This is a genomic window from Embleya sp. NPDC008237, assembly GCF_042956465.1.
Lineage (GTDB): Bacteria > Actinomycetota > Actinomycetes > Streptomycetales > Streptomycetaceae > Embleya.
Window position 1 is genome coordinate 84,046 of sequence record NZ_JBIBGL010000025.1, and the last position, 26,628, is coordinate 110,673.

Below are 26,628 nucleotides of genomic sequence, written 5' to 3' on the forward strand. Positions count from 1 at the left end.
AACCGACCCGGCGGCCCGAGGGGAAAGGGCAGGGGTGCTCACGTCCTGTTCGGCGCGAATTGACTCGGCCGCGGGATCGCGGCGAGTGCGCAGGACGACATACACGACGAATTCATACTTCCCCCCCGGGAAGTCCGGTCGGCGGATGCGCCGACGTCGGAACCGGGTCCGACAATATCCGAGACCGCGAAAAAAGCAACGGCCGCTCCGTGAATGCGCAAGGCATCACACGGTGCGGCCGTCGGTGGAATGGCTCCGCGGGGATTTGATTCAGTTCAGTTCGAGGTCTTCCAGGTGGTAGGCGACCCGGTACTCCAGGCCGGCCTTTTCCACCGTCGGCGCGGCCCCGCGCTCGACGATCACCGCGACCGCCACGACCTCGGCGCCGGCCTCGCGCAGCGCCTCGACCGCGGTCAGCACCGAGCCGCCGGTGGTGGAGGTGTCCTCGACGGCCAGGACCCGGCGACCCTTGACGTCCGGACCCTCGATGCGGCGCTGGAGGCCGTGCGCCTTTCCGGCCTTGCGCACCACGAATGCGTCCAGCTTGCGCCCCTGCGCGGCGGCGGCGTGCAGCATCGCCACGGCGACCGGGTCGGCGCCCAGGGTGAGCCCGCCGACCGCGTCGAACTCCAGATCCGACGTGAGTTCCAGCATGACCCGGCCGACCAGCGGCGCGGCCTCGCCGTCCAGGGTGATCCGGCGCAGGTCGACGTAGTAGTCCGCCTCCCGGCCGGAGGAGAGGACGACCTTGCCGTGCACGACGGCCTTGGTCTTGATCTGGTCGAGGAGCGCATCGCGGTCGGAATTCATGGCACCGGAGCCTAACCGGCGCGACGGCGGCGTACGTGGACCAGACGCCAGACGAGCAGCGCGCCGAGCGCGGGCACCAGTACCCGGACCGCGCGCCGCGCGGCACGACCGGTGCCGTGGCCGGCCTCGGACCACAGATCCGGCTCGGCGTCGACCGCGGCCGGCCGCGGCGCCGGCGGTTGCGGCTGCCGGGGCCGGGCCTGCGGCGTCGCGAATGGGTCCGCGATCGGCTCGACCGGCTCGAACGGGGTGTCCGCCGCCGGCACCGGGGCCAATTCGTCGGCCAGCGCCGCGGCGAACAGGTCGGCGGCTCGGGCGAATGCGGCGGCCGGGCGCGCCGGGTCGCGCACGGCCGCCGCCGCATCGTCGGCGTCGGTCGGCTCCGGCGGGTCGGCGAACACGATCCGGGTCTCGCCCGGCCCGTCCTGCTCGTCAGCCGCCAGGTCGTACAGCCGCACGGTGAACTCCGCGGCGAACCGGCCCGCGCCATCGCCGTCGCCGTCCGCGCCCTCGGTGGCCTCGGTGCCCGCCACGCTCGCCACCAGCGCCAGCGGCTCGACCGCGTCCGCGAGCCGCAGCCTGCCGCGATACGTGACCGTGTCGGCGCCGACCCGCAACCGCCACCGACCGATCAGCTCGACCCCCTCGGCATCCACCCGGGCCGGCTCGTCCAACAGCAGGCCGGGCACGCATTGGGCCAGTCGTTCGGCATCGTGGAAGGTGTCCCAGACCGATCGGACCGGGATCGGCACGACGACTTCGTACTGCATCCGTTCTCCCCGTTCATGGCAGCGGACGGTGCTCGACCGGCGCGCCCGTGGACCGACCCGTGCGGTCGGCGGCTACCGCCCACCCCATCACACCCGCCGGTGCCGCCCGGTCGGCGCGTCGGGGTCGATCACCCGCGGCGTCGTGCCGGGATCGGGAGCCGGGATCGGCGGCCCCTCGGGCAACCGCAACCGGCGTGCCCGCGGGTAGGCGACCGGCACCACCAGCCCCGCGAACAGCACCGCGGCACCCGCCAACGCGACGGCCGCGCCCGACGGCCCGGAGCCGAGTGCGTGCGTACACCAGCGGGCGAACAGCCACGAGCCGCCCGCCGCGCCGGCGGAGACGATCGCCAGGCCCAGGTGGGTACGCGCCACCCGGATCGTGTCCAGGCCGCGCAGCCGCCGGCGCAGCACCAGGGCCAGCCATACCAGGCCGATCAGCTGGGCGAGGCCGTACCCGGCGGCCATCCCGGTGACCGCCCACTCGGCGGGCAGCGTCCAATAGGCCACCAGCGAGAACAGCGCCCCGGCCGCGGTCATCGCGACATTGGCCCAGAACGGCGTGCGGGCGTCCTGGACCGCGTACAGCCCGCGCTGGATCAGGTATTGCGCCGAATACGCGATCAACCCGGGCGCGAACGCGGTCAGCATCAGCCCCATCGCGCGGGTGTCCGCCTCGGTGGTCACCCCGTGCTGGAAGACCAGCGCCGTCACCTGCGGGCCCAGCGCCAGGAACAGGAACGACACCGGCACGATCACCAGCGCGTTCAGCCGCAGGCCCCGGGAGATCAACTCGCGTACCTGCGCCGGGTGTCCGTCCGCCGCGGCCCGGCTGATCCGGGGCATCAGCATGGTCACGATCGACACGGTGACCACGCCGTGCGGGACGATCCACAACAACTGGGCGTTGGCGTAGGCGGTATAGCCCACGCCGTGGCCGAGCCCGGACTCGACCGCCTTGTCGGAGACCTCGACCGCGAGCCGGGTGACCAGCCAGTACCCCAGTTGGGAGACGCCGACCATGGCGACCGCCCAGCCGGCCATCCGCAGCGGCGTGCCGAGGCCGTGCCCGCGCCAGTCGAAACGTGGCCGCCAGCGCACCCCTGCGGCGCGCAGATACGGCACCAGCGCGGCGGCCTGCACCACGATCCCCAGCGTGGTGCCCAGGCCGAGCAGGCGGGTCTGCGCGGGGGTGATGCCCGCCGCGTCCCGGACGTCGTGCGCGACCAGCAGGAAGGACCCGAAGACCGCGATCACCACGATGTTGTTCAGGATCGGCGTCCAGGCCATCGGCCCGAACCGGCCGCGGGCGTTGAGCACTTCGCCGACCAGGGCGAACACGCCGTAGAAGAGGATCTGCGGCAGGCACATCCGGGCCAGTGCGATGGTCAGTTCGCGCTGCGCGCCGGCGTAGTCCGCGTACGCCGACACGATCGCGGGTGCGGCGAGCACGCCCGCGACGGTGAGCACGAGCAACACGCAGCCGACCGCGGTCAGCAGCCGGTCGGTGTAGCCGGCTCCGCCGTCCGCGTCGCGCCGGGCGGCGCGCACCAGTTGCGGCACCAGCACCGAGTTGAGCGCGCCGCCGACGAGCAGGATGTAGAGGATGTTGGGCACCGTGTTCGCGACGTTGTACCCGTCCGCGAACAACCCCGTGCCCAGCGCCGCGACCACCGTCGCGCTGCGCGCGAAGCCGGTCAGCCGGGACACCGCGGAGCCCAGCGCCAGGCTCGCACCACCGCGCAACACCGAGCGGCCGGCGCGCACGGCCTCGCCCCCTTCGGCCGGACCGCGGGCGGGCGCCCGCGAGCGTGCCGACCGTGCGGCGGGTGTCCCGGACGCGCCGTCTCGGCTCTCCTCGTGAGCGTGCCTGCCCTGCGGCGGCGCCGAGACGACATGGCTCACAAACGGCTCCGATTCGGCCTCGATCGGGGTTCGCGACATGCTCCCCCGTTGTCTGAGTCCTCGGGAGGCCACTTCCGTTGCATCCGAATTTCTTGGTGACGAAACCCGCTGCCACGGGCTCTTACAGGAAGCGGGGCTCCCCGCATCCCTCCGTCCCCGAGGAGACGTCCCGTGGTCACGCTGCTCCCGGCGCCGCCCGCGCGCTCGAACGTTCCCGCCGCGGCACCCACCGCGCCCGCCGCCGGCACCCTCGCCTCCGCCGTGCCGGGCGATCCGAGGCTGAGGGTCGCCCGACTGACGTCCGACGCGCACCTGGCCCATCTGGACGGACGCGGCGACGCGGGCTTCCTGCAATACCCGTCCTGGGCCGTGGTCAAGGAAGGTTGGCGCAGCGAGGGGATCGGCTGGTACGACGCGAACGGGGTGGTGGTCGGGTCGGCCCTGGTGCTGTACCGCAAGATGCCCAAGGTGCCGTACTGGTTCGCCTACCTACCCGAGGGCCCGGTGATCGACTGGACCGATCCGAATCCGGAGCGCTGGCTCACCCCGCTGATCGAACTCCTGCGCAGGCGGAACGTGTTCACCGTGCGGATGGGTCCACCGCTGGCGCACCGGCGGTGGCAGGCGCAGACGGTCAAGGACGCGGTCAGGCACGGTCTCAAGCACCTGGACCGGGTCACCCCCGACGAGATCGACCCGCTCGGCGCCACCGTCGCACTGCGGCTGGGCGACCTGGGCTGGCGTACATCCGGCGACGGCGCGGACGCACAGCCCCGGTACACCTTCGAGTTGCCCTTCGAGAACCGACCGCTGGACCGGATCCGGGCGGGCTTCAACCAGGAGTGGAAGCGGGCGATCACCAAGGCGGGCAAGTCCGGCGTGGACATCACCGTGGGCGGCTACGAGGACCTGCCCGCGTTCTTCGAGTTGCTCCAGGTCACCGAGCGCCGCAACGGCTTCCGACTGGGCCGCGAACTTCCCTACTACGAACGGCAGTTCCGCGCCCTCAACACCGAGTCGGCGGGCCGGATGAAGCTCTACCTGGCCCGCTTCGAGGACCGACTGCTCGCCGCGCACACGCTGATCAGCGCGGGCTCGCGGGTGTGGTACCAGACCGGCGCGTCCACCGACCACGGGCGCGGGGTGCGCCCCAGCCACGCCCTCCAGTGGCGGATGATCCAGGACGTGCACGAACGCGGCGTGCCGGTCTACGACATGCGCGGGGTCAGCCCGGTGATCGACCCGGACGACCGGCTGTTCGGCGTGCTGCGCTGGAAGCTGGGTACCAACGGGCGGGTCGTGGAGAACCTGGGCGAATGGGAGTACCCGGTGGTGCCGGCGCTGCACAAGGCGTTCCGGGCGTACATGTCGATCCGCTGAGCACCGGACGAGGGCTGTACGAGGGCTGCGGGAGGGCCGGATCGGCCGTACGCGGGCTGTTCACCCGCGCGCGTAGTCGGCGATGCGCGGGTTGGTCAGGGTGGACGGCGGCACGTCCACGCGCGCCTCGTGCGGCGGGAACCAGACGGCCCGGACCAGTCGGTCGGCGGCCAGGAACGGCACCACGGTCGGGTCCGGCGCGTCGTCGGCGGCCCGCAACCCGGTGCCGGCGGCGAGCGCGGCGAGGACGAAGCCGCGATCTGCCGGGCCCGGCACGGTGACCCGGTACGGCACCGTGCGCAGGCCCGCGGCGCGCAGGCCGGCCTCCGCGCACCAGTAGGCGCGCGGGTGTGCGTCCGGTGCGGGCGCGTGCACCACGATCCGGCCGGCCGGGCGCAGCACGGTCCGGGTCAGGCCGTAGAACTCCTGCGTGTACAGCCGCGCGGCTGCGCCCGTGGCGGGCCCCGGCAGGTCGGCCACGACCACGTCGAAGCGCTCCGCGGCGGCCCGCACCCACGCGAAGGCGTCGGCGCCGACGACGCGCACACGCGGATCGGCGAACGCGTCGCCGGCCGGCGCACGCAGCGCCGGATCGGTGCGCGCGGGCGCGGTCTCGGCCACACGTGCCACCACGAGCACCACCTCGCGCACGGCCGGGTAGCGCAGCACCTCGCGCAGCGCCAGCCCGTCGCCGCCGCCGAGCACGAGCACCCGCTCGTGCCGACCGGCCATCGCGGGGTGCACGAGCGCCTGTGCGGCCTCGCTCGCCCCCGGGGCCGCCACCCGCCGTTCGCCGTCCACGTACAACTCGGGGCCGGCTCCCGTGTGGGTGAGCACCACGCCCTCCCGCGCGGACACCACGTCCCCGTCGAAGAGCGCGTCGCGCGCGGCCCGTTCGAAGGCGGGAGTGTACAGCCAGGTGCCGGCCAGCAGCGCGAGCACCGCGCCCGCCGACGCATACATCCCCACCCGCAGCCGAAGCCGCAGATCGGTGCGGAACAGCCACAGGACCACGAGTGCGCCCGCGATCGCGTTGACCACGCCCGCGAGCAGCACGGTGCGCAGTTGGCCCAGGTGCGGCAGCAGCAGGAACGGGAAGAGCAGCCCGCCGATCAGCGCGCCCACGTAGTCGGCCGCGAACAGGTCGGCCACCGCACTGCCCGCCTCCTGTGGACGGATCCGCTGCACCAGCGTCATCAGCAGCGGAATCTCGGCCCCGATCAGCAGCCCGAGCACGGCCGAGACGGCGATCATCGGCCAGCGGTAGACGTCGTACCAGGCGAAGGCGGCGTACAACCCGGTCGCGCACATCCCGCCGCACGCCGCGAGCAGGATCTCGGCGGCGATGAACGCCGCCGCGGCCCGGCGCGCGAGCGGCTTGGCGGCCAGCGCACCGACACCCATCGCGAAGACCATCACCGAGAGCACGATCGAGGTCTCCACGACCGGGTCGCCGCCGAGCGTGCCGCCGAGCGCGGCCAGCGCGAGTTCGTAGACCAGCCCACACGCCGCGCAGACCAGTACGGCGATCAGGACCACGAACCGCGCCGGCCCGGGCGCGATCGCGGCCGGGCGCGGCCGGGCCGCGGACACGCGCGCGATGGTCGCGGCGCGCGGTGCGGGGGAGTTCACCCCGAGCACGGTAGGCGCGAAGCACCCGGGCGGCATCGAACGCGCCGACGGTTCACCCGAACCGGCGAGTGCGGGGGGCGGGGCCGGGGCCGAGGCCGGGAGGCGGAGGCAGGGCCGGGGGCAGGGCGGTGCCGGGCCCGGGAGCAGAGCCCGGAGCCCGGAACCGAGGCCGGGCCGGCGCCGGAGGCGGAACCGGAAGCCGGAACCGAGGCCGGGCCGGAGCCCGGAGGCGAAACCGGAGCCGAGGCCGGAGCAGGCACACGATCATGGACGCGACGCCGACCCCGCCCCGGTACGAAGGCGGGCCGACCCGGGCCGGCCCCCGCCCCGCCGGGTCGGGTCAGGCCGGGCCGACCCGAGCCGGGCCGACCCCCACCCCGCCCCGCCGGCTCAGGCAATGCATGCCGACACGATCGCGGCGATCGCGATCTGCGAGGATGCGGTGACCCACACGCACGGGTGCGGTTCGCGTTCGACCACGGTGGCGCCGAGTCGGCCCGGGGTGACCAGGTCGATCACCAGGAAGGCGATGGCCATCAGGATCAGCCCGGAGACGCCGAACATCGCCGTGGAGGCGAGGCCCTTGCCGAACTCGTCGTAGGTGGTCGCGATCGCCGTGGTGACGATCATGCCCACGCCCAGCAGCGCCGAGGAGAGCACCAGGGCCGCGTTGCGATTGCGTTCGATCCAGATCTGCCGGCCGAGGTTGCCGGGGGTCAGCACGTCCACGAGCACGAAGCCGAGGACCATGAGCACGATGCCCACTCCCCCGTACGCGAACGCGTAGCCGACACCCTCCGCAAGGTCCTTGAACATGGCCGCCGTCCCCCATCGTCGTCGGATCATCTGATGGGGCGTCATTGTGTCGGATCGACTCGTGCGATCGTCACATCGCGCGACTCCGAGTGTTCACGATCCGGCATTCCTGCGGATAGGTGTGCCAGGTGGACCAGACCGCGCCGGCCCCGCACCGCTCGACCACCATCGCGGTGACCGCGTGCGGCAGCCCCGGATAGTCGCCGACCAGGCCGTACTCGTGCTCGCTCGCCAGGGTGACGATCTCGCGCACCCGCGCGACGAACGCCGTGTCCTCCAGCCGCTGGGTCAGCGCGGTGAACTCGTACTCCCACCGGCCGAGCCGGGTGGCCGCCCGGGCGGGCAGCGGGGTGGCCACGCCCGGCACGCACGCGACGGTCTCCGACACCGACTCGCCCTCCCCCCGGCCGGGGCCGATCAGCATCTGATGCGACGCGCCCAGCAGCCGCAGCTCCAGCTTCAGCCCTCCGAGTTCGACGGTGCGCTCGGCCAGCGCGGGAAGCGGCGGCAGGCCCAGGCACCAGCCGAGGTCGTCCGCACGGGTGTCGGTGTACGTGGTGGTGAGTGTGGCGTGCATCTCGCGCTCATCTGTCCGGGCAACGGGGAAGACCCCACGGGAGGCTCCCGGGGGCGACAATCGGCTGCAAACCAGGGGACATGACTCACGGTAGGCGCCCGAAGCCACAGCGTCGTCACCCGTAAAGGTGAAAGGCATTGACACGAATGGGTGAAGGGCACCCTGTGGGCAGCCCCGACCGGCACGCGAGGATGGGCGGGTAGACCGAACCCCGCGAAGGAGCCGTACGGATGAACCGACCGCTGCTGGCCCGACACCTGGACGGCCTGGGCACCACGATCTTCGCCGAGATGTCCGCCCTCGCGCGCACCACCGGCGCGATCAACCTCGGCCAGGGCTTTCCCGACACCGACGGCCCGGCGGAGGTGATCGAGGTCGCGGTCGCCGCCATGCGCGACGGTGCGAATCAGTACCCGCCGGGCGACGGCATCCCCGACCTACGCCTGGCCGTGGCCGAGCACCGGCAGCGCTTCTACGGGCAGACCTTCGACCCCGACTCCGAGGTGCTGATCACCACCGGAGCCACCGAGGCGATCGCCGCGGCCCTGCTCGCGCTGCTGGAGCCGGGCGACGAGGTGGTCGCCCTCGAACCGTTCTACGACTCGTACGCGGCCTGCATCGCGATGGCCGGCGCACGCCGGGTCGGCGTCACCCTGCGCCCCCCGCACTTCCGGCCGGACCCGGCCGAGCTGCGCGCGGCGATCACCGACCGCACCCGGGTGATCATGCTCAACAGCCCGCACAACCCGACGGGCACCGTGCTCACCCGGGCCGAACTGGAGACGATCGCCGAGATCGCGATCGAACACGACCTGATCGTGGTCACCGACGAGGTGTACGAACACCTCGTCTACACCGGCGAGCACATCCCGATCTCCACCCTGCCGGGCATGCGCGAGCGCACCGTCACCATCTCCTCGGCGGGCAAGACCTTCTCGTTCACCGGCTGGAAGATCGGCTGGGTGTGCGCACCGCGAGAGCTGATCGCGGCGGTGCGCACCACCAAGCAGTTCCTGACCTACACCTCGGGCGCGCCGTTCCAACCCGCCATCGCGCACGCGCTGCGCCTGCCGGACGAGTACTTCAGCGGGCTACGCGAGGACCTGCGCCACAAGCGCGACCTGCTCGGCGGCGGTCTGCGCGCGGCCGGGCTGACCGTGTACGAGCCGCAGGGGACCTACTTCACCACCACCGACATCACCGCACTCGGCTACGCGGACGGCCTGGACTTCTGCCGCCGGCTACCGGAGCTGCGCGGTGTGGTCGCGATCCCGGAGGTGGTCTTCTTCGACGACGTCGAGGTCGGCCGGCCCCTGGTGCGGTTCGCCTTCTGCAAGCGCGTCGAGGTGCTGGAGGAGGCGGCCAAGCGGCTCGCGGCGACCGGCTGAGCCGAACCCGTGGCCGGGCACCGGCGGATGTGTGGGGGCGGGCCGCCCCCACACAACACGACACGACACGCGTGGCGACTACGCCTCGCCGTCGGCCGCCGGCTTGTCCTCGGGGCCGTACTGCTCGTTGATCCAGTTCCCGAACGAGATGCACGTGCTGATCCACGCGCGCGTGGTGAACACGAACAGCTCGCGGTTGATGCCGGGCTCGCAGTCGAGCTGGGCCTCGCCGATCAGCCGCAGCTTGCCCTCGTGCTCGTGCGTGTAGACCTTGGGCCAGAAGAACTGGCGGTGCCACTCGTCGAGCAGCTCCAGCATCCGCGGCCGCTCGGCGGGGTCGAACTCACGGTCCAGGAACATCCGGACCGTGAAGATCTCGTGCTTGTCCCCGCGCAGCATGAAGTAGACGCGGAAGCCGTCCCAAGGCGCGCAGACGTCACCTTCCTCGTCGGTGAAATGGTTCACCTGAAGCTCGTCGAGGACCTGGTTGATCAGCTCCGCCGACGGCTTGACGACCGGTGCGGCCGGAACGAAGGTCGACCTCGGAAGCGAGGACGGGTCGATGCTCATGAAGGATCCTCTCCAGACGTATGGACGCCATCCTCTCTCATTCGGCCCAGACCGGTGGGCCACGACCGAGCCCCTATTCGTACTCGGTACCACCCTTTCGGGTCAGGTAGGCCGCGGAGACGATCTTGCCGATCGCACGACCGCCGACCACGTCGCTGTACCGCTCCCTGGCCGGGCGCACCACGAGCCCCTCACGCAGGTGCGCGGCCGTGCCCGAGACGCTCTCCCGGCCCTCGGCCAGGGCCAGCAGCGCGGCCTCGTCGTAGGGCCCGGCGTACAGCGTCGGCACCACCGGCAGCACGGTCTCCAGGCCGGCGAGCAGCTCGGCCAGCTGCTCGGCGTCCACCCGGCGCACCGCCCCGGCGGCGTCCGCGAGCGCGACGTCGAAGACCGCGTAACCCGGCAGCTCCGAACGGCCCTGCGCGCCGTACCCCAGGTCCTGCACGCCCTGCCCGAACACCTCGCCGAACACACCCACCCGGGCCGCGCCGAAGCGCGCGGCCAGCTCCGCGGCGGCCTCGGGCAGCCGGTGTGCGAGCACGCTGCGCCAGTAGAGGTTGTGCTCGTCCCGGGCCAGCGCCTGCGACCTGGCGCCGAAGCCCTTGGAGGACACGAAGCTCTCGCCGGTGTCGGCCACGTAGGTGTACAGGCACGCGGTCCCGTGGATCTTCTCGGTCGCCACCACCGGCTCGCCGGCCGTGAACAGCGCGGGATAGCGCCGCACGTTCTCGACGTCGACCCACGGCAGCAGCTCGGCCGCGGGCACGATCTCGCCGCTCATGTGCACGGGGATCGGCGGCACCCACTTGACGATGCCGAGCAGCTCGGCGAAGTCCTTGTCGTCGGCGAGCGCGGCCGCCAGGTCCAGGCCGACCAACGCCGCCGGCCGGCACACGATGCCCTGCGAGAGCTCGCCGCGCAGCCGGATCGCCCGGACCCGGTTCTTCGCCGACCCCGCGAGCCGCCCGGTGAGCCCGAGCTCCTCGATCAGCGGATCCGGCAGCACCGCCTGCTCCGGGATGTACACCGCGACGTCACCGGTGACGTAGGCCCCCTTGGCCACGACGGCGCGGTACAGCCCGACCTGGGCCAGTTCCAGCGCGTCCGCGTTCGGGTGTGCGTGTACGACCAACCGCTCGGCCGTGACCCTGAGTGTGGACATGAGGCGCCCCTTCCCCCGTGCTCGCTTCGGGGTGAATCCCCGTGCACCCCACGGTCCCAAGCACCCGGGCGGGGCGGCCAACGATTTACCGGCGCCCTGGGACAGGATGGGACTCATGCCGAACTTCATCGAGAAGCCGACGGTTGTCGAGGCCGCCGGCAACATCCCCAAGACCATTCGCGAGTTCGTCGGCCGGGTGAACACCGGCGACGAGGCGCTCAGCATCGCGCACATGACCAGCCCGGGCGGCTGGGAGGAGCCGGGCCAGCGCCCCGAGTTCGACGAGTACACGGTCGTCCTGCGCGGCGTGCTGACCGTCGAGTTCGAGGGTGGCGTCCAGGAGGTCACGGCCGGCCAGGCCATCCACACCGCCGCCGGCGAATGGGTGCGCTACAGCACCAGGGGCACCGAGGGCGCCGACTACATCGCCGTCTGCCTCCCGGGCTTCACACCGAACACCGTGCACCGCGACGAGTAGGGCACGGGTCGCGGCCCGGCGGGTGGCGATCGCCGCGACCCGCCGGGGTGTCGGAGTGCGATCGGGTCAGATCTTGGCGGTGATGGTCGACACGAACTTCGGCAGCAGTTCGCTCTGCCATCCGTTCCAGGGCCGGTCGGTGCCCTCCTTGGTGAGGCTGCCCGAACCGTCGATCTGAAGGGCGTACTGCCCCTTGCGCATCCGCAACGTGTTGCTCGAGTAGTAGGCGTCGTCGGCGCCCCCGGCGGTGCCGAGCGCCTTGAAGTCGGACGCGACCCGCTGCGCGCTGTTCTTGCCGAGGTCCCAGTTGTAGTCGAGCTCCTTGGGAGCGTCGATGTTGTTGATCTGGATGGTCAGCTTGATCACGTTGCTGTAGCCGAAGCCGCGCTTGGAGGTCATCGTGTAGAGGCAGGTCGTGCTGCGCACCGCCGGCCCCCGGGACGCGTAGGAACCGGCAGCCTTGGCGGTGCCCTGTTCCTCCTGGGTGAGCACCTCGGGGATGACCTTGGCGATCTCGTCCGGCCTGATCAGGTCGCACACGTCCGGCCAGGTGGACATGTCGGTCGCGACCGGCGCGAACTTGCCGCCGCTCTTGGGCGCGGGCGGCGCCTCGGGGCGCGAGGCGGCCTTGGACGCCGCCACGCTCGGAGTGCCGGCGACCGCGTTCGGGTCGAAGCTCTCCAGTTTGCGGACGCTCTCCGTGGGCGGCAGCTTGACCGCTTCGTTCTTCTTGCCGTCCGTGCCGTTGATCAGCAGCGCGGCGATCACCGTCGCCGCCGTGCCGGCCGCGAGCACGGCCAGCCAACTGATGACCTGCTTGCGGCGGTTGGGCCGCGGCGGCTCGGGTGGATACGGCGGCGGGTAACCGGGCGCCCCGTAGCCGGGCGGCGGCCCGTACTGCCCCGGCCCGCCGTACTGGCCGGGCGGCGGCTGCTGGCCGTACCCGCCCTGCGGCGGGTAGCCGGGCCCCTGGCCGGGGTATTGGCCGGAGTTCGGGCTGTTGTACTGGCCGGTCATCGAGTGCTCCCGTGGTGACGAACCGTCGAGGGACGACGGCGAATCAGTCGTCCGTCATCTTGATGTTGAGGACGCGCACCAGGGCCGGTCCGGCCTTCTTCGTCCAGGTGTCGGGTGCTTCGTCGGCGCCCGAGGAGTCCTTGGTCTTCGCGCTGACCTCCAGGACCACGTAGTAGCCGGGCGAGTCCGGCTTGGCGCCCTGCTTGTACAGGTTCAGCTTGCCGTTCTGGCGGAACGCGTCCTGGACGAACAGCTTGTTCGCGAGGTCCTCGAAGCCGGAGTACGGGGCCGCGTCCGCCTTGGCCTTCTCGTACACGTCCTTGACCGGCGCGGCATCGCCGATCGCCTTGATCGTCATGGTGAGCTTGCCCGGCGTCGCGGCGTCCTGGAGGTTGGGCAGCTTGATCTGCACGGTGCACTCGGTGTTCCGGGGCGCCTTCGCGCCCTTGCGGCCCTGCCGCGAGCCCACGATGCTCGCGTCCGGGACCGCGTTCTGGATCTCCTTGTCGGAGAGCATCGTGCACGCGTCCGGCCATGTGCCGGTGTCCCCGGACGCCCGGAACTTGGCACCGTCGGTGAACGCCACCCCGGGCGGCGGGGTGTATCCGTCGGGGAACGCGACGCCGTTCTCCGCGACCGGCTTGTCGCCCTTGTCGTTCTTCTTGTTGATCTCGTCGACGATGTACGAGGCCGCGACCGTGGCCAGCACGCCGCCGATCACCACGCCGAGCCAGCCCAGGATCGGCTTCAACTTGCTCCGACGCGGCGGCTCGTGCGGCGGCATCGGTCCGCCGGGGTACGGCTGTTGGTACATCCCGGGCTGACCGTACGGCGGCTGCTGCTGGTGCGGCCCGCCGTAGTGGTTCCCCCCTGGGTTCCCGATTCGTACCATCCCCGTACCCCTCCTGATGCCTGATCCGATGCGCTGTCGCCGTTGCTGCCCTACCGCGTGTACCGCGGGTTACATCCGTGCCACGAGGTAGCCGACGAGCGTCGGCCCGTACTGCTTGACGGCGTCGTCGCTCGGCAGCCTCGCCCCACCCGGACCGTCCAGTCCGCTGGACATGTACAACTCCACGAAGTACGGGCCCTTGTGGAAGTAGATGTAGGAGTCGTCGCGGAACGCGTCGTCGGTGCCCAGCTTCGTGCCCAACTCCTCGAACGTGCCGAACGGCTTGCGCCCGTGGTTCTTCTTGGTGTCGCCGTAGTGGCCCTTCGCGATCGCCGGCGTGCTCACCTCGTGGAGTGTGAGCTCGATCTTGGCGTACGTCGGATACTTCGGATTGTTCGGGTCGGGTACATCGAGGTCGAACCTGCACTGGTTGTCGGCCGCGCCCGGGAAGTCGTACTTGACCGAAACGGTCGTGTCCGGCTTCCTGGTCTTGACCGTGGCGCCCTTGACGACCTTGCCGAGCTGCGCGTCCGAGAACATGTCGCACGCCTTCGGCCAGGTCTTGCCGTCGTTGGTCGCGTTGAATTTTGGCCCGGCGTCGGCCGGCGGCGCTGCGGGGAAAACCATCGGGCGATCCGCCGGCGCCGCGCTCTCGCCGGGCGGGCTGCTCTTGCCGCCGCCGGAGGCCCCCGGCGCCGCGGGGCCGGCCGAGGTCGGGCCGGGCTTGGCGGTGTCCGCGTCGTCGTCCTTGTTCAGCAGCACGAAGCCGCCGACGCCCGCCCCGATCAGGACGACCGCGACCGCGGCCCACAGCGCGACCCGGTTGTTCCGGCGCGGCGGCGTGGGCTGCCCGTACGGGTGGCCGTGCGGTCCGTACGGCCCCGGCGGCGGGTAGCCGGGCGGCTGCGGCGGATGGCCCTGTTGCTGCGGATAGCCCTGCTGCTGCGGGAAGGCCGGCTGCTGCTGCGGGTGTTGCGGGTACTGCCCGGGTTGGCCGTGGCCGCCGCCGTGCTGCCCGGGGCCCTGCGGCCAACCCCCGCTCACAGCTTCTGCCCGACGACTGCGGCCACGGTCGGACCGTACTGACGCGCCATGGTGTTCCCCTTGAGCGGGTTGCCCTGCGAGTCCTCGATCTGGGCGTCCACGGTGACCCAGACCCGGAACCCGTTCTTGGAGATCTGCACCGTGCGGTTGTCGCGGAACGCCCCGTCCACGCCGAGCTTGGCGGCCGGGATGTCGTCGTACTGGTCGGGGTATGCCTTGGTGGCCGTCTCCGCCTGCGTCTTCTCCTTGGCGAAGGAGGTCTTCTCGTCGGCCGACGGCTTGAAGCCGTAGGTGGTGATGTTGATCTTCGCGGGGTAGTCCGAGGACTGCAGGTTCGGCAGGTCGAGCAGGATGTCGCACTCGTTGTCGTTGACGGCCTTGCCGAACATGTTCGAGTACCGACCCATGAAGCTCTTGCGCTCGCGGATCGTGGCCTCGGGGATGACCGTCTTGATCTCTTCGTCGGTCAGCAGGTCACAGGCCTTGGGCCAGGTCTTCGGGTCGACCGAGAGATTGGCGAACTTGGGCCCGGTGATCGCGGGCAGCGTGTCCGGGATCTTCAGCGTGTTGGTGATGTCGGCCTTCTTGGGCCCGGTCGCTGCGGTGTTCTGCGGGGCGGCGGACTTGCCGGTGACGATCGGCGCGGCCGTGGTCTTCTGCGCGGCCGGGTCCTTCTTGTCGGTCGGGTCGTCGAAGCCGACCAGCGCGACCACGACGGACGCGACGATCGCGCCGGTGACACCGACGATCCAGGTGCCGATCACCTTCTTGCTGCGGCCCCCACGCGGCGGCCGGCCGTTCGGGTCCAGCTGGATCGGGTTCTGCCCGTACTGCTGGTAGTGCCCGTACTGGCTGTACTGCGGGTACGGATAGCCGGCGGGCTCCTGGAAGCCGCCCTGCTGTTGCTGCTGCTGCGGAAAGCCGCCGGGCGGCGGGTACCCACCCTGCTGCGGATAGCCACCCTGCGGCGGGCCCGGCTGTCCCTGCTGTCCCGGTTGTCCCGGCGGGCCGGGTGGCATCGGCGGCACAGGCGGATAGCCCTGACCATCGCTCATCGGGAGGTCCCCCTCGGATCTCGGCTTTCGCCTGGCGTTTGCTTGCAGGCATCAGGCGCGGAGACATGCTGCCATGCGCATGGAGGGGCCGCAGAGGTCAAGGGTGTCGTTTGTGGCGACATTCACCTGAATAAGTCTCCGGGGGCGCACAACGTTTCGATGACACCAAGCGTCCCGATCATGAGATCGCCCCTCCGGAGTCCGCCCCTCACAGCTCGCGAGGCACTAAAGTTGAGTCGGGAATACTCAAGCGATTTGACCGGTTGCACCCGACGGCTCATCCTTGAGCGACAACCACTCAACTCTTTCCGTGGAGGAACCGAATCATGGCACGTGCGGTCGGTATCGACCTCGGTACGACGAACTCCGTCGTCAGCGTTCTGGAAGGCGGCGAGTCGACCGTCATCACCAACGCGGAGGGGTCGCGGACCACACCGTCCGTGGTTGCCTTCGCGAAGAACGGTGAGGTTCTGGTCGGCGAGGTGGCCAAGCGTCAGGCCGTCACCAACGTCGACCGGACCATCCGGTCCGTCAAGCGCCACATGGGGACCACGTGGTCCGTGGCGATCGACGACAAGAAGTACACCGCGCAGGAGATCAGCTCCCGCATCCTGATGAAGCTCAAGCGCGACGCCGAGGCCTACCTCGGCGAGAAGGTCACCGACGCGGTCATCACCGTGCCGGCGTACTTCAACGACGCCGAGCGGCAGTCCACCAAGGAGGCCGGCGAGATCGCCGGTCTGAACGTGCTGCGCATCGTCAACGAGCCCACCGCGGCGGCGCTGGCGTACGGCCTGGACAAGGCCGACGAGCAGACCATCCTCGTCTTCGACCTCGGCGGCGGCACGTTCGACGTGTCGCTCCTGGAGATCGGCGACGGCGTGGTCGAGGTCAAGGCCACCAACGGTGACAACCACCTCGGCGGCGACGACTGGGACCAGCGGGTCATGGACCACCTGGTCAAGCAGTTCCAGAACGCGCACGGCGTGGACCTGTCCAAGGACAAGATGGCCCTCCAGCGCCTGCGCGAGGCGGCGGAGAAGGCCAAGATCGAGCTGTCCTCCTCGATGGAGACCTCGATCAACCTGCCCTACATCACGGCCTCGGCCGAGGGCCCGCTGCACCTGGACGAGAAGCTCACCCGCGCCCAGTTCCAGCAGCTGACGCAGGACCTGCTCGACCGCACCAAGGTGCCGTTCCAGAAGGTCATCGAGGACGCGGGCATCCCGCTCTCGGCGATCGACCACATCGTCCTGGTCGGCGGTTCGACCCGGATGCCGGCCGTGGCCGACGTGGTGCGCGAGCTCACCGGCGGCAAGGAGCCCAACAAGGGCGTCAACCCGGACGAGGTCGTGGCCGTCGGTGCCGCGCTCCAGGCCGGTGTGCTCAAGGGTGAGGTCAAGGACGTCCTGCTGCTGGACGTGACGCCGCTGTCTCTCGGTATCGAGACCAAGGGCGGCATCATGACCAAGCTGATCGAGCGCAACACCACGATCCCGACCAAGCGTTCGGAGATCTTCACCACGGCCGAGGACAACCAGCCGTCGGTGCAGATCCAGGTGTTCCAGGGCGAGCGCGAGATCGCCGCCTACAACAAGAAGCTCGGCATGTTCGAGCTGACCGGCCTGCCGCCGGCCCCGCGCGGGCTGCCGCAGATCGAGGTCACCTTCGACATCGACGCCAACGGCATCGTGCACGTGTCCGCCAAGGACCTGGGCACGGGCAAGGAGCAGTCGATGACCATCACCGGCGGCTCCGGCCTGCCGAAGGACGACATCGACCGGATGATGCGCGAGGCGGAGGCGCACGCGGAGGAGGACCACCAGCGCCGCGAGGCCGCGGAGACCCGCAACCAGGCCGAGCAACTGGTGTACACCACCGAGAAGTTCATCAAGGACAACAGCGACAAGGTCCCGGCCGACGTGAAGACCGAGGTGGAGACCTCGCTCACCGAGCTGAAGGACGCCCTCAAGGGCGAGGACCTGGCCGCGATCCGCGACGCCGCGGAGAAGGTCAGCACCACGAGCCAGAAGCTGGGCACCGCGATGTACGCGAACTCCCAGCCCGGCGCCGAGGGTGCGGCCGGTTCGACCGGCGACGCCGCGGGCAACACTGCCGACGACGACGTCGTGGACGCCGAGATCGTCGACGAGGACCGTAAGGGCGGTGCTGCGTGACCGAAGGGACCGGCTCGAACCACGGCGCCGTCCCGGGCGACGCCCAAGAGACAGAGCCGAAGCCGGAAACCGGGACCGCCGCCTCGGCGGCGGCCCCGGCCCCCGGGGCGGCCGAGGCCGCCGAGCTGCGCAACCAGCTCGGCGAGCGCACGGCCGACCTGCAGCGGCTCCAGGCCGAGTACGCGAACTACCGCAAGCGCGTCGAGCGGGACCGCAACGTGGCGGGCGAACTGGCCGCCATCAAGGTGCTGAGCGAACTGCTCCCGGTGCTCGACGACATCGGCCGGGCCCGTGACCACGGCGAACTGGCGGGCGGCTTCAAGTCGGTCGCCGAGTCGCTGGAGTCGATCGTGGCCAAGATGGGGCTGCAGAGCTTCGGTTCCAAGGGCGACCCGTTCGACCCCACGGTGCACGAGGCGTTGCTGCACTCGTACGCGACCGATGTCACCGAGCCCACGTGCGTGGAGATCCTGCAGCCCGGCTACCAGGTCGGCGAACGGATCATCCGCCCGGCGCGGGTGGCGGTCGCGGAGCCCACGGCGGACGCCGAAGGCGGTCCGGAGGAGTCGGGCGAAGCGGCCGGCAGCTGAACCGTCACCGGGAACCAGACGACGAGAAGCGGAGAGGAGGGACGCCGATGCGCGGGTGGAGTGAATCCGGAAACGGGCGCTCGGAGCACGAGGGCACCCCGACCCGATCGGCGAGGGGCGCATGAGTACGAAGGACTACCTGGAGAAGGACTACTACAAGGTGCTCGGCGTCCCCAAGGACGCCGGCACCGCCGAGATCAAGAAGGCCTACCGCAAGCTCGCCGTCGAGTTCCACCCGGACAAGAACAAGGGTGACACCAGGGCCGAGGAACGGTTCAAGGAGATCTCGGAAGCCTACGACGTGCTCGCCGACGAGAAGCGGCGCAAGGAGTACGACGAGGCGCGGACGCTGTTCGGCAGCGGGGGCGGCTTCCGCGGCCCCGGCGGCGGGCCGGGCGGCGCCGGCGGCTTCCCCTTCGACCTCGGCGACATCTTCGGCGGCCAGCAGCAGGGCGGTGCGGGCGGCACCGGCGGGCTGGGCGACATCTTCGGCGGCCTGTTCGGCGGCGGTCGCCAGACCGGACGCCAGCAGCCGCGGCGCGGCTCGGACGTGGAGTCCGAGGTCACCCTCGGCTTCGCGGACGCGGTCGACGGTGCGACCGTACCGATCCGACTGACCAGCTCCGAGGCGTGTCGGCACTGCAACGGCACGGGCGCGGCCGCGGGCACCACCCCGCGGATGTGTCCGACCTGCGCGGGCTCCGGCAACGTGAGTCGACCGCAGGGCGGCTTCGGCTTCTCCGAGCCGTGCCGCGACTGCAAGGGCCGCGGACTGCTGGTGGACGACCCGTGCATCGTGTGCAACGGCAGTGGCCGGGCCAAGAGTTCGCGCACGATGCAGGTGCGGATCCCGGCCGGGGTCCAGGACGGCCAGCGGATCCGGCTCAAGGGCAAGGGGGCTCCCGGCGAGCGCGGCGGCCCCTCCGGCGACCTCTACGTCGTGGTACATGTCAAGGCGCACGCCGTATTCGGTCGCAAGGGCGACAACCTCACCGTCACCGTGCCGGTCACCTTCCCGGAGGCCGCGCTCGGGGCGGAGGTCACCGTGCCCACCCTGGGCGGCGTCCCGGTCACGCTCAAGCTCCCCGCGGGCACGGGCAACGGCCGGACACTGCGCGTCCGCGGGCGTGGTGCGGCACGCAAGGACGGCACTCGGGGCGACCTCCTGGTCACCATCGAGGTGACGGTCCCGCAGCAGCTGAACGACAAGGCGCGCGAGGCGCTGGAGGCGTTCCGCGAGGCGACCGTCGCGCACGATCCCCGAGCCGATCTGTTGGACGCGGCGAAGGGGGCATGACATGCGACCGGGCGGCTTGGGCGGCGACGGCGGCATCGGCGGGCGGCGTGGCTACGAGATCGACGAGACCTCTCCGGTCTACGTGATCTCGGTGGCCGCACAACTGTCCGGCCTGCATCCGCAGACGCTGCGCCAATACGACCGACTCGGCCTGGTCTCGCCGGACCGCACGGCCGGTCGCGGGCGCCGCTATTCCGCCCGCGACATCGTGCAGTTGCGCGAGGTGCAGCGGCTCTCCCAGGAGGCCGGCATCAACCTCGCCGGGATCAAGCGCATCCTGGAGCTGGAGAACCAGGTGCTCGCGCTGCACATGCGCGTGGCCGAGTTGGAGCACGCGCTGCACGAGGCGACGGACGCGAGTGCCCGCCGCGAGGCGGCCGTTCACGCGTCCTACCGGCGCGACCTGGTCCCGGTCCGGCCGCAGGCGGGCACCGCGCTCGTGGTCTGGAAGCCCAGGCGCGGGCGTACCGACTGACCGACGGGCCGGTGGCACCGACCGGCCGGGGATACACCGGGGGCGTGGCTTCGGCCGCGCCCCTCGTTCGTGCGTGCGGCGGGCTGCGGCCCGCTCGCGAGCATTCCTTGATGCCGCTCGATACGCGTCAGTAGGGTCGCCGCATGAAGCCGAATCGTCGGGACGTCCTGAAGTACTCGGCCGCGAGTGCGGCACTGCTCGGAGCGGCGGCGTGCACCGACGCCAAGGACGAGCCGGACAAGAAGTCGAGCGATGCGCCCAAGTCCGGCGCCCCGACCGGGGGCGGCCCGGCAGGCACGGCCGGCACCACGCTGGAGCGCACCCTGGTGCTCGGCCCGCCCGGCGCGGGCGGCTACCGCAAGGTGGTCGCCGGTCCCGGCGAACCGCACCTGCTGCGCGCGGAGTTGGCCCCCGGTGCCGGACCCGGCATCAAGGCCGAGAGCCAACCGCTGGTCGCCTTCACCCAGTTGACGGACATACATATCCAGGACTCGCAGTCGACCGCGCGGGTGGACTTCCTGGATCGGCACAGCGACAAGGACCAGCCGTTCGCGAAGCTGCTGCCGTTCCAGTCGTCGCACCGCCCGCAGGAGGTGCTGACCGCACAGATCGCCGAGGCGATGGTGCGGTCGCTGAACCGGATCGGCAAGGGCCCGGCGCTCGGCCAACCGCTGGCCTTCACCATATGCACGGGCGACAACACCGACAACATCCAGTTCAACGAGCTGCGCTGGTACATCGACGTGCTGGACGGCGGCAAGAAGGTCACCCCGGACTCGGGCGACCGGAACAAGTACGAGGGCCCGATGGACGCGGTCGCGTACCACGAGCGCTACTGGCACCCGGACGGCACGCCGACCGGGCAGAAGGACGACGTGCCCCGGCGCGACTACGGCTTCCCCACCGTGCCGGGCCTGCTCGACGCCTGCCGGCGTCCGTTCGAGGCGACCGGCCTGAAGACCCCCTGGTACACCGCGTACGGCAACCACGACGGCCTGGTCCAGGGCAACCTGCCGGTCACCGAGTTGCTGGCCAAGGTCGCGGTCGGCGACGAGAAGGTGCTCGACATATCGGCGGGCCAGACCATCGTCTCGCTCGCCCTCGGGCTGCAGAACGGCAAGCCGGACGCGCTCGCCGCGCTGCTGGCGGGCCCCAAGCGCAAGGTCACCCCCGACCCGGACCGCCGGCTGATCGACCGCGCGGAGACGATCAAGGAGCACTTCAACACCACCGGCCTGCCCAAGGGCCACGGCTTCACCCAGGCGAACCTGGACGCCAAGACCGCGTACTACAGCTTCGACCAGGGGCGGGTGCGCTGCCTGGTCCTGGACACGGTGAACCAGTACGGCCTGGACTCCGGCTGCCTGGACCCGACCCAGTTCGCCTGGCTCCAGGACCACCTGGTCAAGGGCAGTTCCAGCTACCTGGACGAGCAGGGCAAGGTGGTCCAGGGCACCGGTAAGGACATGCTGTTCGTGCTGTTCAGCCACCACACGATCGACACGCTGGTGAACAAGACGGTGCCCTCGGGGCAACCCGCCCGGATCCTGGGCCCGCAGGTGCTGGCGCTGCTGCTGCGCTTCCCGAACGTGGTGCTGTGGGTCAACGGGCACACCCACGACAACAACGTGAAGCCCTACCCGCGACCGGCCGGCAGCGCCGTCCCCGGCGGCTTCTGGGAGATCAACACCGCGTCGCACATCGACTGGCCCTCGCAGGCGCGGATCGTGGAGATCGGCGACAACAAGAACGGCACGCTCTCCATCTACGGCACCATCGTCGACTCTGCCGGGCCGGAGTCCAACGGCGGCAAGCTGGACGACCCGGTCGCCCTGGCCGCACTCGCCCGCGAACTCGCGGGCAACGACTGGCAGGAGCGCGACCGCCCCGACCCCAAGGTGGACGGCCGCCGCGGTCGACTGGAGGACCGCAACGTGGAACTGCTGGTGCCGACGCCGGCGTGGCTCACCTAGGCTCCGTCCGGCCCGGGCGCCGCGGTCGGCCGGCCGGGTCGTCGCACCCAGCCGGCCGGTGCGGGTGCGGAGTCACCACACCACCGTCACCACCCGCGCGCAGCGGGATTTGGAGCGCTTGACCAGTTCGCCGTTGGGCCGATCACTGCCCGCGACCCAGGCCATCGCCTCGCCGGGGCTGCGCCCGCCCCGGCGCTGGCGCCTGGTCAACCGCTCGTCGCGGACCCGGTCCGAGGCATGCACGTACCAGACCTCGGTCATCAGGCGGTAGGCGTCGGTCCAGCCGGGGGCGTCCAGCGCAAGGTAGTTGCCCTCGGTCACCACGATCCGGGTGCCGGGTCGGACCACGTGCCGGGCGGCCACCGGCTCGTGCAGCGTGCGGTCGTAGTCCGGCACGTACACGTCCCGGTCCACCTCGTGCACCACGCGCGCCAGCGTGGTCGCGTAGCCCCACACGTCGAAGGTGTCCACCGCGCCCTTGCGGTGCAACCGGCCGATCCGCTTGAGCTGCGCGTTCGACAGGTGGAAGCCGTCGAGTGGCACGTAGGCGGCGGTGCCGGCGCCGACCCGCTGCTCGATCGCGCGCACCAGGCGACCGGCGAGGGTGGACTTGCCGGCGCCCGGTGGACCGGCGAGGCCGAGCACGACACGGTCGGCGTCGGGCGCCGCCGGAATCAGCCGTACAGCCGCATCCGCAAGCGCGTCGAGCGTTTCGAGGGCACCGGACACATCTGGCATGTCCGCAGTCTAGGCATCCGCAGCGACACACGGTTGAGTGGAATAGACTCAACTTAGTTGTGGTTCTCACAGTCAACGAACCGTTCGGGTGCGGTGGACACGCGGCACGGACGGGATGATGGCCGTGACAGCGCGTGCCCGAAGCGAAGGAGTCGCACACCTCACATGGATGCACAGAAGCTCACCACCAAGGCCCAAGAGGCCCTTTCGGTCGCCATCCGCAAGGCTTCCGCGGCGGGACACCCCCAGGTGGAGCCCGCGCATCTGCTGCTCGCCCTGCTCGAACAGCCCGAGGGGATCGCGGTCCCGCTGCTCGGCGCGGCCGGTGTGGACGTACCGCTCCTGAAGGTCGCGGCGGGCCAGATCGCGGATCGCCTGCCGAGCGCGTCCGGATCGACGGTGGCCGCGCCGCAGCTCGCCCGCGAGACGATGCTCGCGCTGGACGAGGCGGAGAAGCAGGCCGACAAGCTCGGCGACACCTTCGTGTCCACCGAGCACGTCCTGGTCGGCCTCGCATCCGGCCGCTCCGGTCCGGTCGCCGACGCGCTGCGCGAGGCGGGCGCCACCCCGCAGGCACTGCTCGACTCCTTCAAGGCGGTGCGCGGCAGCGCCCGGGTCACCTCGCAGGACCCGGAGAGCACCTACCAGGCACTGGAGAAGTACGGTCGCGACCTGACCGAGGAGGCCCGCAACGGCAAGCTCGACCCGGTCATCGGCCGCGACTCGGAGATCCGCCGGGTGGTCCAGGTGTTGTCCCGCCGGACCAAGAACAACCCGGTACTGATCGGTGAACCCGGCGTCGGCAAGACCGCCGTCGTGGAGGGCCTGGCCCGCCGGATCGTGGCCGGCGACGTACCCGAGTCGCTGCGCGACAAGCGACTGATCGCGCTCGACCTCGGTGCGATGGTCGCGGGCGCGAAGTACCGCGGCGAGTTCGAGGAACGGCTCAAGGCGGTGCTGAACGAGATCAAGTCCAGCGACGGCCAGGTCGTCACCTTCATCGACGAGCTGCACACCGTGGTGGGCGCCGGCGCCACCGGCGACAGTTCGATGGACGCGGGCAACATGCTCAAGCCGATGCTCGCGCGCGGCGAACTGCGCCTGGTCGGCGCGACCACGCTGGACGAGTACCGCAAGCACATCGAGAAGGACCCCGCGCTGGAGCGCCGGTTCCAGCAGGTGTTCGTGGGCGAGCCCAGCGTCGAGGACACCATCGCGATCCTGCGCGGACTCAAGAGCCGGTACGAGGCACACCACAAGGTGCAGATCGCCGACTCCGCCCTGGTCGCCGCGGCCACCCTCTCCGACCGCTACATCACCGCGCGCTTCCTTCCCGACAAGGCGATCGACCTGGTCGACGAGGCGGCCTCGCGGCTGCGCATGGAGATCGACTCCTCCCCCGTCGAGATCGACGAGCTGCAGCGCTCGGTCGACCGGCTGCGGATGGAGGAGATGGCGCTGGCCAAGGAGACCGACGCGGCCAGCCGGGATCGGCTGGAGCGGCTGCGCAAGGACCTCGCGGACAAGCAGGAGCAGCTCAGCGGCCTGACCGCGCGGTGGCAGCAGGAGAAGGCCGGCCTGAACCGGGTCGGTGAACTCAAGGAGCGCCTGGACGCCGCCCGCGGCGAGGCCGAGCGGGCCCAGCGGGACGGCGACTTCGAGACCGCCTCCAAGCTGATGTACGGGCAGATCCCGACCCTGGAGCGCGAGCTGGCCGAGGCCGCGGCGACCGAGGGGGACCGGGGCACGGACGGCACCGCGATGGTCAAGGAGGAGGTCGGCCCGGACGACGTGGCCGACGTGGTCTCGTCCTGGACCGGCATCCCCTCGGGCCGACTGCTCGAAGGCGAGCGCGGCAAGCTGCTGCGGATGGAGGACGAGCTGGGTCGCCGACTGATCGGCCAGAAGGCCGCCGTGGCGACGGTGTCCGACGCGGTTCGCCGGGCCCGCTCCGGCATCGCCGACCCGGACCGCCCGACCGGCTCGTTCCTGTTCCTGGGCCCGACCGGCGTGGGCAAGACCGAGCTGGCCAAGTCGCTCGCCGACTTCCTCTTCGACGACGAGCGCGCGATGGTGCGGATCGACATGTCGGAGTACGCGGAGAAGCACTCGGTCGCCCGCCTGGTCGGTGCGCCGCCCGGCTACGTGGGCTACGAGGAGGGCGGCCAGCTGACGGAGGCGGTGCGCCGTCGGCCGTACTCGGTCGTGCTGCTGGACGAGGTGGAGAAGGCCCACCCCGAGGTCTTCGACGTCCTGCTCCAGGTGCTCGACGACGGACGGCTGACCGACGGCCAGGGCCGCACGGTGGACTTCCGCAACGTGGTGCTGATCCTGACCTCGAACCTGGGGTCGCAGTACCTGGTCGACCCGGCGCTGTCGCGCGAACAGCAGCAGAACATGGTGATGGACGTGGTGCGCAACGCGTTCAAGCCCGAGTTCCTCAACCGGCTCGACGACATCGTGCTCTTCGACGCGCTCGGCACGGCGGAGCTCGCGCACATCGTCGGACTCCAAGTCGACCGGCTCGGCGCCCGGCTCAAGGACCGCCGGATCACCCTGACGGTGACCGACGCGGCCCGCGAGTGGCTCGCGCTGACCGGATACGACCCGGCGTACGGCGCTCGGCCGCTGCGTCGGCTGATCCAGACCGCGATCGGCGACAAGCTGGCCCGAGCGCTGCTCGCGGGCGAGGTCGGCGACGGGGACACGGTCCTGGTCGACCTGGACGGGGCGAGCGACACGCTGGTCGTGCAGCCGCGGAAGCAGGAGGCGGCGAAGACGGTCTGATCGACGTCATGGCGCCGGGACCCGTTGCGGGTTCCGGCGCTTTGGTGGTTCGGAGTTCGGTGGTTCGGCTTGTCGGTCCGGTGCTTTGGTGCTCGGTGAGCTTCGGCGTGGTGGTCGGGCGACACGAGTGGTAAGACAAGATCACCTAGGGTCGGATCAAGCGGACAAAAGCTGCAAAGCCGGTAGCGTCCAGCGTGACGGATATCATCGACCCAGTGGATAAGTTACCAGTGGGTAAGATGCCCGCACGGCCGTACGCTGTCGGCCGATACACGCCCCGGAAGGGACGTCCCACCGGAGGAGCCGAACACCCATGCAGCTCGCAGCGATCGTGATCTCGCTGGTCACCTTGGTGGTCGGCGCCGCGCTCGCGGCGCGCGCCGTCGCACACATCTACCGTTTCGTCCAGGTCGGTCAGCCGGACGGCAGCCGAACCGGACAGCCCGCGCAGCGCACCGCGACCCTCGGCCGGGAGTTCCTCGGCCACACCCGCATGCTCAAGTGGGGCGTCGTCGGCGTGGCCCACTGGTTCGTGGCCGTCGGCTTCCTGACCCTCGGCCTGACCATCGTCACCGCGATCGTCCAACTCTTCGACGCCCACTGGGTGTTCCCGCTCATCGGCGACTGGTTGCCGTACGAACTCTTCACCGAGTTCATCGCACTGGCCACATTCGTCGGCATCGTGGTGCTGATGGTCATCCGGCAGCTGAGTCTGCCCTCGCGCCCGGGCCGCAAGTCGCGGTTCGCGGGCTCGGTGTCGTGGCAGGCGTACTACGTCGAGTGGACCATCCTGGTGATCGGCCTCGCGATCCTGACGCTGCGCGCCCTGGAGGCCGCCCTGCTGGGGGTGGACCACTACGAGGCGGGCTTCTTCGCGTCTTACCCGCTGAGCCTGGCGTTCCAGGACCTGAGCGAGTCCACGCTGGAGAACCTGGTCTACCTGACCGCGATGATCAAGCTCACCGCCACCGGCGCGTGGGCCGTGACGATCGGCCTGAACCCGAGCATGGGTGTGGCGTGGCATCGTTTTCTGGCGTTCTTCAACATCTACTTCAAGCGTGAGGCGGATGGTGGGGTTGCGTTGGGTGCGTTGCA

The 26,628-nt window shown here is 70.9% G+C and carries 22 protein-coding genes and 1 pseudogene; 10 read left to right on the plus strand and 13 right to left on the minus strand.

Annotation, left to right across the window (positions count from 1 at the left end):
- Nucleotides 1–270: 270 nt before the first annotated feature.
- From pyrE to murJ, 3 genes are all read right to left on the minus strand, one after another.
- The gene (pyrE, locus tag ACFZBU_RS42790) at nucleotides 271–810 is read right to left on the minus strand and encodes an orotate phosphoribosyltransferase (RefSeq protein ID WP_391589199.1); all 540 of its coding nucleotides are present in this window, start codon (nucleotides 808–810) and stop codon (nucleotides 271–273) included.
- 11 nt (nucleotides 811–821) lie between these two features.
- On the minus strand, nucleotides 822–1,580 hold the full coding sequence (locus tag ACFZBU_RS42795) for a hypothetical protein (protein ID WP_391589200.1): 759 nt from the start codon (nucleotides 1,578–1,580) through the stop codon (nucleotides 822–824).
- 87 nt (nucleotides 1,581–1,667) lie between these two features.
- A complete protein-coding gene (gene murJ / locus ACFZBU_RS42800) occupies nucleotides 1,668–3,347 on the minus strand; it encodes a murein biosynthesis integral membrane protein MurJ (RefSeq protein WP_391589201.1) in 1,680 nt (559 codons plus the stop codon).
- A 309-nt stretch (nucleotides 3,348–3,656) separates the two neighbouring features.
- On the opposite strand from murJ, the gene ACFZBU_RS42805 reads away from it, so the two are divergent.
- Entirely contained in the window at nucleotides 3,657–4,865 is a 1,209-nt protein-coding gene (locus ACFZBU_RS42805) for a lipid II:glycine glycyltransferase FemX (RefSeq protein WP_391589202.1), read from the plus strand.
- A gap of 60 nt (nucleotides 4,866–4,925) precedes the next feature.
- Here the strand turns inward: ACFZBU_RS42805 and ACFZBU_RS42810 are convergent, their stop codons facing one another.
- From ACFZBU_RS42810 to ACFZBU_RS42820, 3 genes are all read right to left on the minus strand, one after another.
- Complete coding sequence (locus ACFZBU_RS42810) at nucleotides 4,926–6,533, minus strand: polyamine aminopropyltransferase (RefSeq protein ID WP_391589203.1); 1,608 nt, start codon at nucleotides 6,531–6,533, stop codon at nucleotides 4,926–4,928.
- A 354-nt stretch (nucleotides 6,534–6,887) separates the two neighbouring features.
- Nucleotides 6,888–7,313 carry a DUF350 domain-containing protein gene (locus ACFZBU_RS42815; protein ID WP_391589204.1) on the minus strand — a complete coding sequence of 142 codons (426 nt, stop codon included), beginning with the start codon at nucleotides 7,311–7,313 and terminating at the stop codon, nucleotides 6,888–6,890.
- 70 nt (nucleotides 7,314–7,383) lie between these two features.
- Nucleotides 7,384–7,890 (minus strand): DUF2617 family protein, encoded by a 507-nt coding sequence (locus tag ACFZBU_RS42820; protein ID WP_391589205.1) that lies wholly within the window; start codon nucleotides 7,888–7,890, stop codon nucleotides 7,384–7,386.
- 230 nt (nucleotides 7,891–8,120) lie between these two features.
- On the opposite strand from ACFZBU_RS42820, the gene ACFZBU_RS42825 reads away from it, so the two are divergent.
- Nucleotides 8,121–9,278 (plus strand): pyridoxal phosphate-dependent aminotransferase, encoded by a 1,158-nt coding sequence (locus ACFZBU_RS42825; RefSeq protein ID WP_391589206.1) that lies wholly within the window; start codon nucleotides 8,121–8,123, stop codon nucleotides 9,276–9,278.
- A 78-nt stretch (nucleotides 9,279–9,356) separates the two neighbouring features.
- Here the strand turns inward: ACFZBU_RS42825 and ACFZBU_RS42830 are convergent, their stop codons facing one another.
- On the minus strand, nucleotides 9,357–9,848 hold the full coding sequence (locus ACFZBU_RS42830; protein ID WP_391589207.1) for a YbjN domain-containing protein: 492 nt from the start codon (nucleotides 9,846–9,848) through the stop codon (nucleotides 9,357–9,359).
- Between the two features lie 73 nt (nucleotides 9,849–9,921).
- Complete coding sequence (locus tag ACFZBU_RS42835; protein ID WP_391589208.1) at nucleotides 9,922–11,010, minus strand: RNA ligase (ATP); 1,089 nt, start codon at nucleotides 11,008–11,010, stop codon at nucleotides 9,922–9,924.
- Nucleotides 11,011–11,125: 115 nt separating this feature from the next.
- On the opposite strand from ACFZBU_RS42835, the gene ACFZBU_RS42840 reads away from it, so the two are divergent.
- Nucleotides 11,126–11,488, plus strand: coding sequence for a cupin domain-containing protein (locus ACFZBU_RS42840; RefSeq protein WP_391589209.1), 363 nt, complete (start codon nucleotides 11,126–11,128; stop codon nucleotides 11,486–11,488).
- 66 nt (nucleotides 11,489–11,554) lie between these two features.
- Here the strand turns inward: ACFZBU_RS42840 and ACFZBU_RS42845 are convergent, their stop codons facing one another.
- From ACFZBU_RS42845 to ACFZBU_RS42860, 4 genes are all read right to left on the minus strand, one after another.
- The gene (locus tag ACFZBU_RS42845; RefSeq protein ID WP_391589210.1) at nucleotides 11,555–12,505 is read right to left on the minus strand and encodes a hypothetical protein; all 951 of its coding nucleotides are present in this window, start codon (nucleotides 12,503–12,505) and stop codon (nucleotides 11,555–11,557) included.
- Between the two features lie 43 nt (nucleotides 12,506–12,548).
- On the minus strand, nucleotides 12,549–13,319 hold the full coding sequence (locus tag ACFZBU_RS42850) for a hypothetical protein (RefSeq protein WP_391589211.1): 771 nt from the start codon (nucleotides 13,317–13,319) through the stop codon (nucleotides 12,549–12,551).
- Nucleotides 13,320–13,466: 147 nt separating this feature from the next.
- A complete protein-coding gene (locus ACFZBU_RS42855) occupies nucleotides 13,467–14,441 on the minus strand; it encodes a hypothetical protein (RefSeq protein WP_391589212.1) in 975 nt (324 codons plus the stop codon).
- Nucleotides 14,438–15,496, minus strand: coding sequence for a hypothetical protein (locus ACFZBU_RS42860; RefSeq protein ID WP_391589213.1), 1,059 nt, complete (start codon nucleotides 15,494–15,496; stop codon nucleotides 14,438–14,440). Before ACFZBU_RS42860 ends, ACFZBU_RS42855 begins: the two co-directional genes overlap by 4 nt.
- A gap of 326 nt (nucleotides 15,497–15,822) precedes the next feature.
- Here ACFZBU_RS42860 and dnaK point away from each other — a divergent pair, with 326 nt between their 5' ends.
- From dnaK to ACFZBU_RS42885, 5 genes are all read left to right on the plus strand, one after another.
- A complete protein-coding gene (gene dnaK, locus ACFZBU_RS42865; RefSeq protein WP_391589214.1) occupies nucleotides 15,823–17,673 on the plus strand; it encodes a molecular chaperone DnaK in 1,851 nt (616 codons plus the stop codon).
- Nucleotides 17,670–18,263 carry a nucleotide exchange factor GrpE gene (gene grpE, locus ACFZBU_RS42870; RefSeq protein WP_391589215.1) on the plus strand — a complete coding sequence of 198 codons (594 nt, stop codon included), beginning with the start codon at nucleotides 17,670–17,672 and terminating at the stop codon, nucleotides 18,261–18,263. Before dnaK ends, grpE begins: the two co-directional genes overlap by 4 nt.
- 121 nt (nucleotides 18,264–18,384) lie before the next feature.
- Nucleotides 18,385–19,560 (plus strand): molecular chaperone DnaJ, encoded by a 1,176-nt coding sequence (dnaJ, locus tag ACFZBU_RS42875; protein WP_391589216.1) that lies wholly within the window; start codon nucleotides 18,385–18,387, stop codon nucleotides 19,558–19,560.
- A 1-nt stretch (nucleotide 19,561) separates the two neighbouring features.
- On the plus strand, nucleotides 19,562–20,035 hold the full coding sequence (locus tag ACFZBU_RS42880) for a heat shock protein transcriptional repressor HspR (RefSeq protein WP_391589217.1): 474 nt from the start codon (nucleotides 19,562–19,564) through the stop codon (nucleotides 20,033–20,035).
- Nucleotides 20,036–20,178: 143 nt separating this feature from the next.
- On the plus strand, nucleotides 20,179–22,008 hold the full coding sequence (locus tag ACFZBU_RS42885) for a TIGR03767 family metallophosphoesterase (RefSeq protein ID WP_391589218.1): 1,830 nt from the start codon (nucleotides 20,179–20,181) through the stop codon (nucleotides 22,006–22,008).
- Between the two features lie 72 nt (nucleotides 22,009–22,080).
- Here the strand turns inward: ACFZBU_RS42885 and ACFZBU_RS42890 are convergent, their stop codons facing one another.
- Nucleotides 22,081–22,746, minus strand: a complete 666-nt coding sequence (locus tag ACFZBU_RS42890) for a nucleoside/nucleotide kinase family protein (RefSeq protein WP_391589219.1) — start codon at nucleotides 22,744–22,746, stop codon at nucleotides 22,081–22,083.
- Nucleotides 22,747–22,911: 165 nt separating this feature from the next.
- On the opposite strand from ACFZBU_RS42890, the gene clpB reads away from it, so the two are divergent.
- Both clpB and ACFZBU_RS42900 read left to right on the plus strand, forming a co-directional pair.
- Nucleotides 22,912–25,533: an ATP-dependent chaperone ClpB gene (clpB, locus tag ACFZBU_RS42895; RefSeq protein ID WP_391589220.1), complete on the plus strand. Its 2,622-nt coding sequence runs from the start codon at nucleotides 22,912–22,914 to the stop codon at nucleotides 25,531–25,533.
- A 313-nt stretch (nucleotides 25,534–25,846) separates the two neighbouring features.
- Nucleotides 25,847–26,628, plus strand: a pseudogene (locus ACFZBU_RS42900) (Fe-S oxidoreductase); the annotation flags it as partial.

Excerpts from the sequence above, each read along its gene's own strand:
- pyrE (WP_391589199.1), bottom strand. The coding sequence starts at position 810 with ATGAATTCCGACCGCGATGCGCTCCTCGACCAGATCAAGACCAAGGCC.
- ACFZBU_RS42795 (WP_391589200.1), bottom strand. The coding sequence starts at position 1,580 with ATGCAGTACGAAGTCGTCGTGCCGATCCCGGTCCGATCGGTCTGGGAC.
- ACFZBU_RS42810 (WP_391589203.1), bottom strand. The coding sequence starts at position 6,533 with ATGCCGCCCGGGTGCTTCGCGCCTACCGTGCTCGGGGTGAACTCCCCC.
- ACFZBU_RS42815 (WP_391589204.1), bottom strand. The coding sequence starts at position 7,313 with ATGTTCAAGGACCTTGCGGAGGGTGTCGGCTACGCGTTCGCGTACGGG.
- ACFZBU_RS42820 (WP_391589205.1), bottom strand. The coding sequence starts at position 7,890 with ATGCACGCCACACTCACCACCACGTACACCGACACCCGTGCGGACGAC.
- ACFZBU_RS42825 (WP_391589206.1), top strand. The coding sequence starts at position 8,121 with ATGAACCGACCGCTGCTGGCCCGACACCTGGACGGCCTGGGCACCACG.
- ACFZBU_RS42830 (WP_391589207.1), bottom strand. The coding sequence starts at position 9,848 with ATGAGCATCGACCCGTCCTCGCTTCCGAGGTCGACCTTCGTTCCGGCC.
- ACFZBU_RS42835 (WP_391589208.1), bottom strand. The coding sequence starts at position 11,010 with ATGTCCACACTCAGGGTCACGGCCGAGCGGTTGGTCGTACACGCACAC.
- ACFZBU_RS42840 (WP_391589209.1), top strand. The coding sequence starts at position 11,126 with ATGCCGAACTTCATCGAGAAGCCGACGGTTGTCGAGGCCGCCGGCAAC.
- ACFZBU_RS42845 (WP_391589210.1), bottom strand. The coding sequence starts at position 12,505 with ATGACCGGCCAGTACAACAGCCCGAACTCCGGCCAATACCCCGGCCAG.
- ACFZBU_RS42850 (WP_391589211.1), bottom strand. The coding sequence starts at position 13,319 with ATGTACCAACAGCCGTACCCCGGCGGACCGATGCCGCCGCACGAGCCG.
- ACFZBU_RS42860 (WP_391589213.1), bottom strand. The coding sequence starts at position 15,496 with ATGAGCGATGGTCAGGGCTATCCGCCTGTGCCGCCGATGCCACCCGGC.
- dnaK (WP_391589214.1), top strand. The coding sequence starts at position 15,823 with ATGGCACGTGCGGTCGGTATCGACCTCGGTACGACGAACTCCGTCGTC.
- dnaJ (WP_391589216.1), top strand. The coding sequence starts at position 18,385 with ATGAGTACGAAGGACTACCTGGAGAAGGACTACTACAAGGTGCTCGGC.
- ACFZBU_RS42880 (WP_391589217.1), top strand. The coding sequence starts at position 19,562 with ATGCGACCGGGCGGCTTGGGCGGCGACGGCGGCATCGGCGGGCGGCGT.
- ACFZBU_RS42885 (WP_391589218.1), top strand. The coding sequence starts at position 20,179 with ATGAAGCCGAATCGTCGGGACGTCCTGAAGTACTCGGCCGCGAGTGCG.
- ACFZBU_RS42890 (WP_391589219.1), bottom strand. The coding sequence starts at position 22,746 with ATGCCAGATGTGTCCGGTGCCCTCGAAACGCTCGACGCGCTTGCGGAT.
- clpB (WP_391589220.1), top strand. The coding sequence starts at position 22,912 with ATGGATGCACAGAAGCTCACCACCAAGGCCCAAGAGGCCCTTTCGGTC.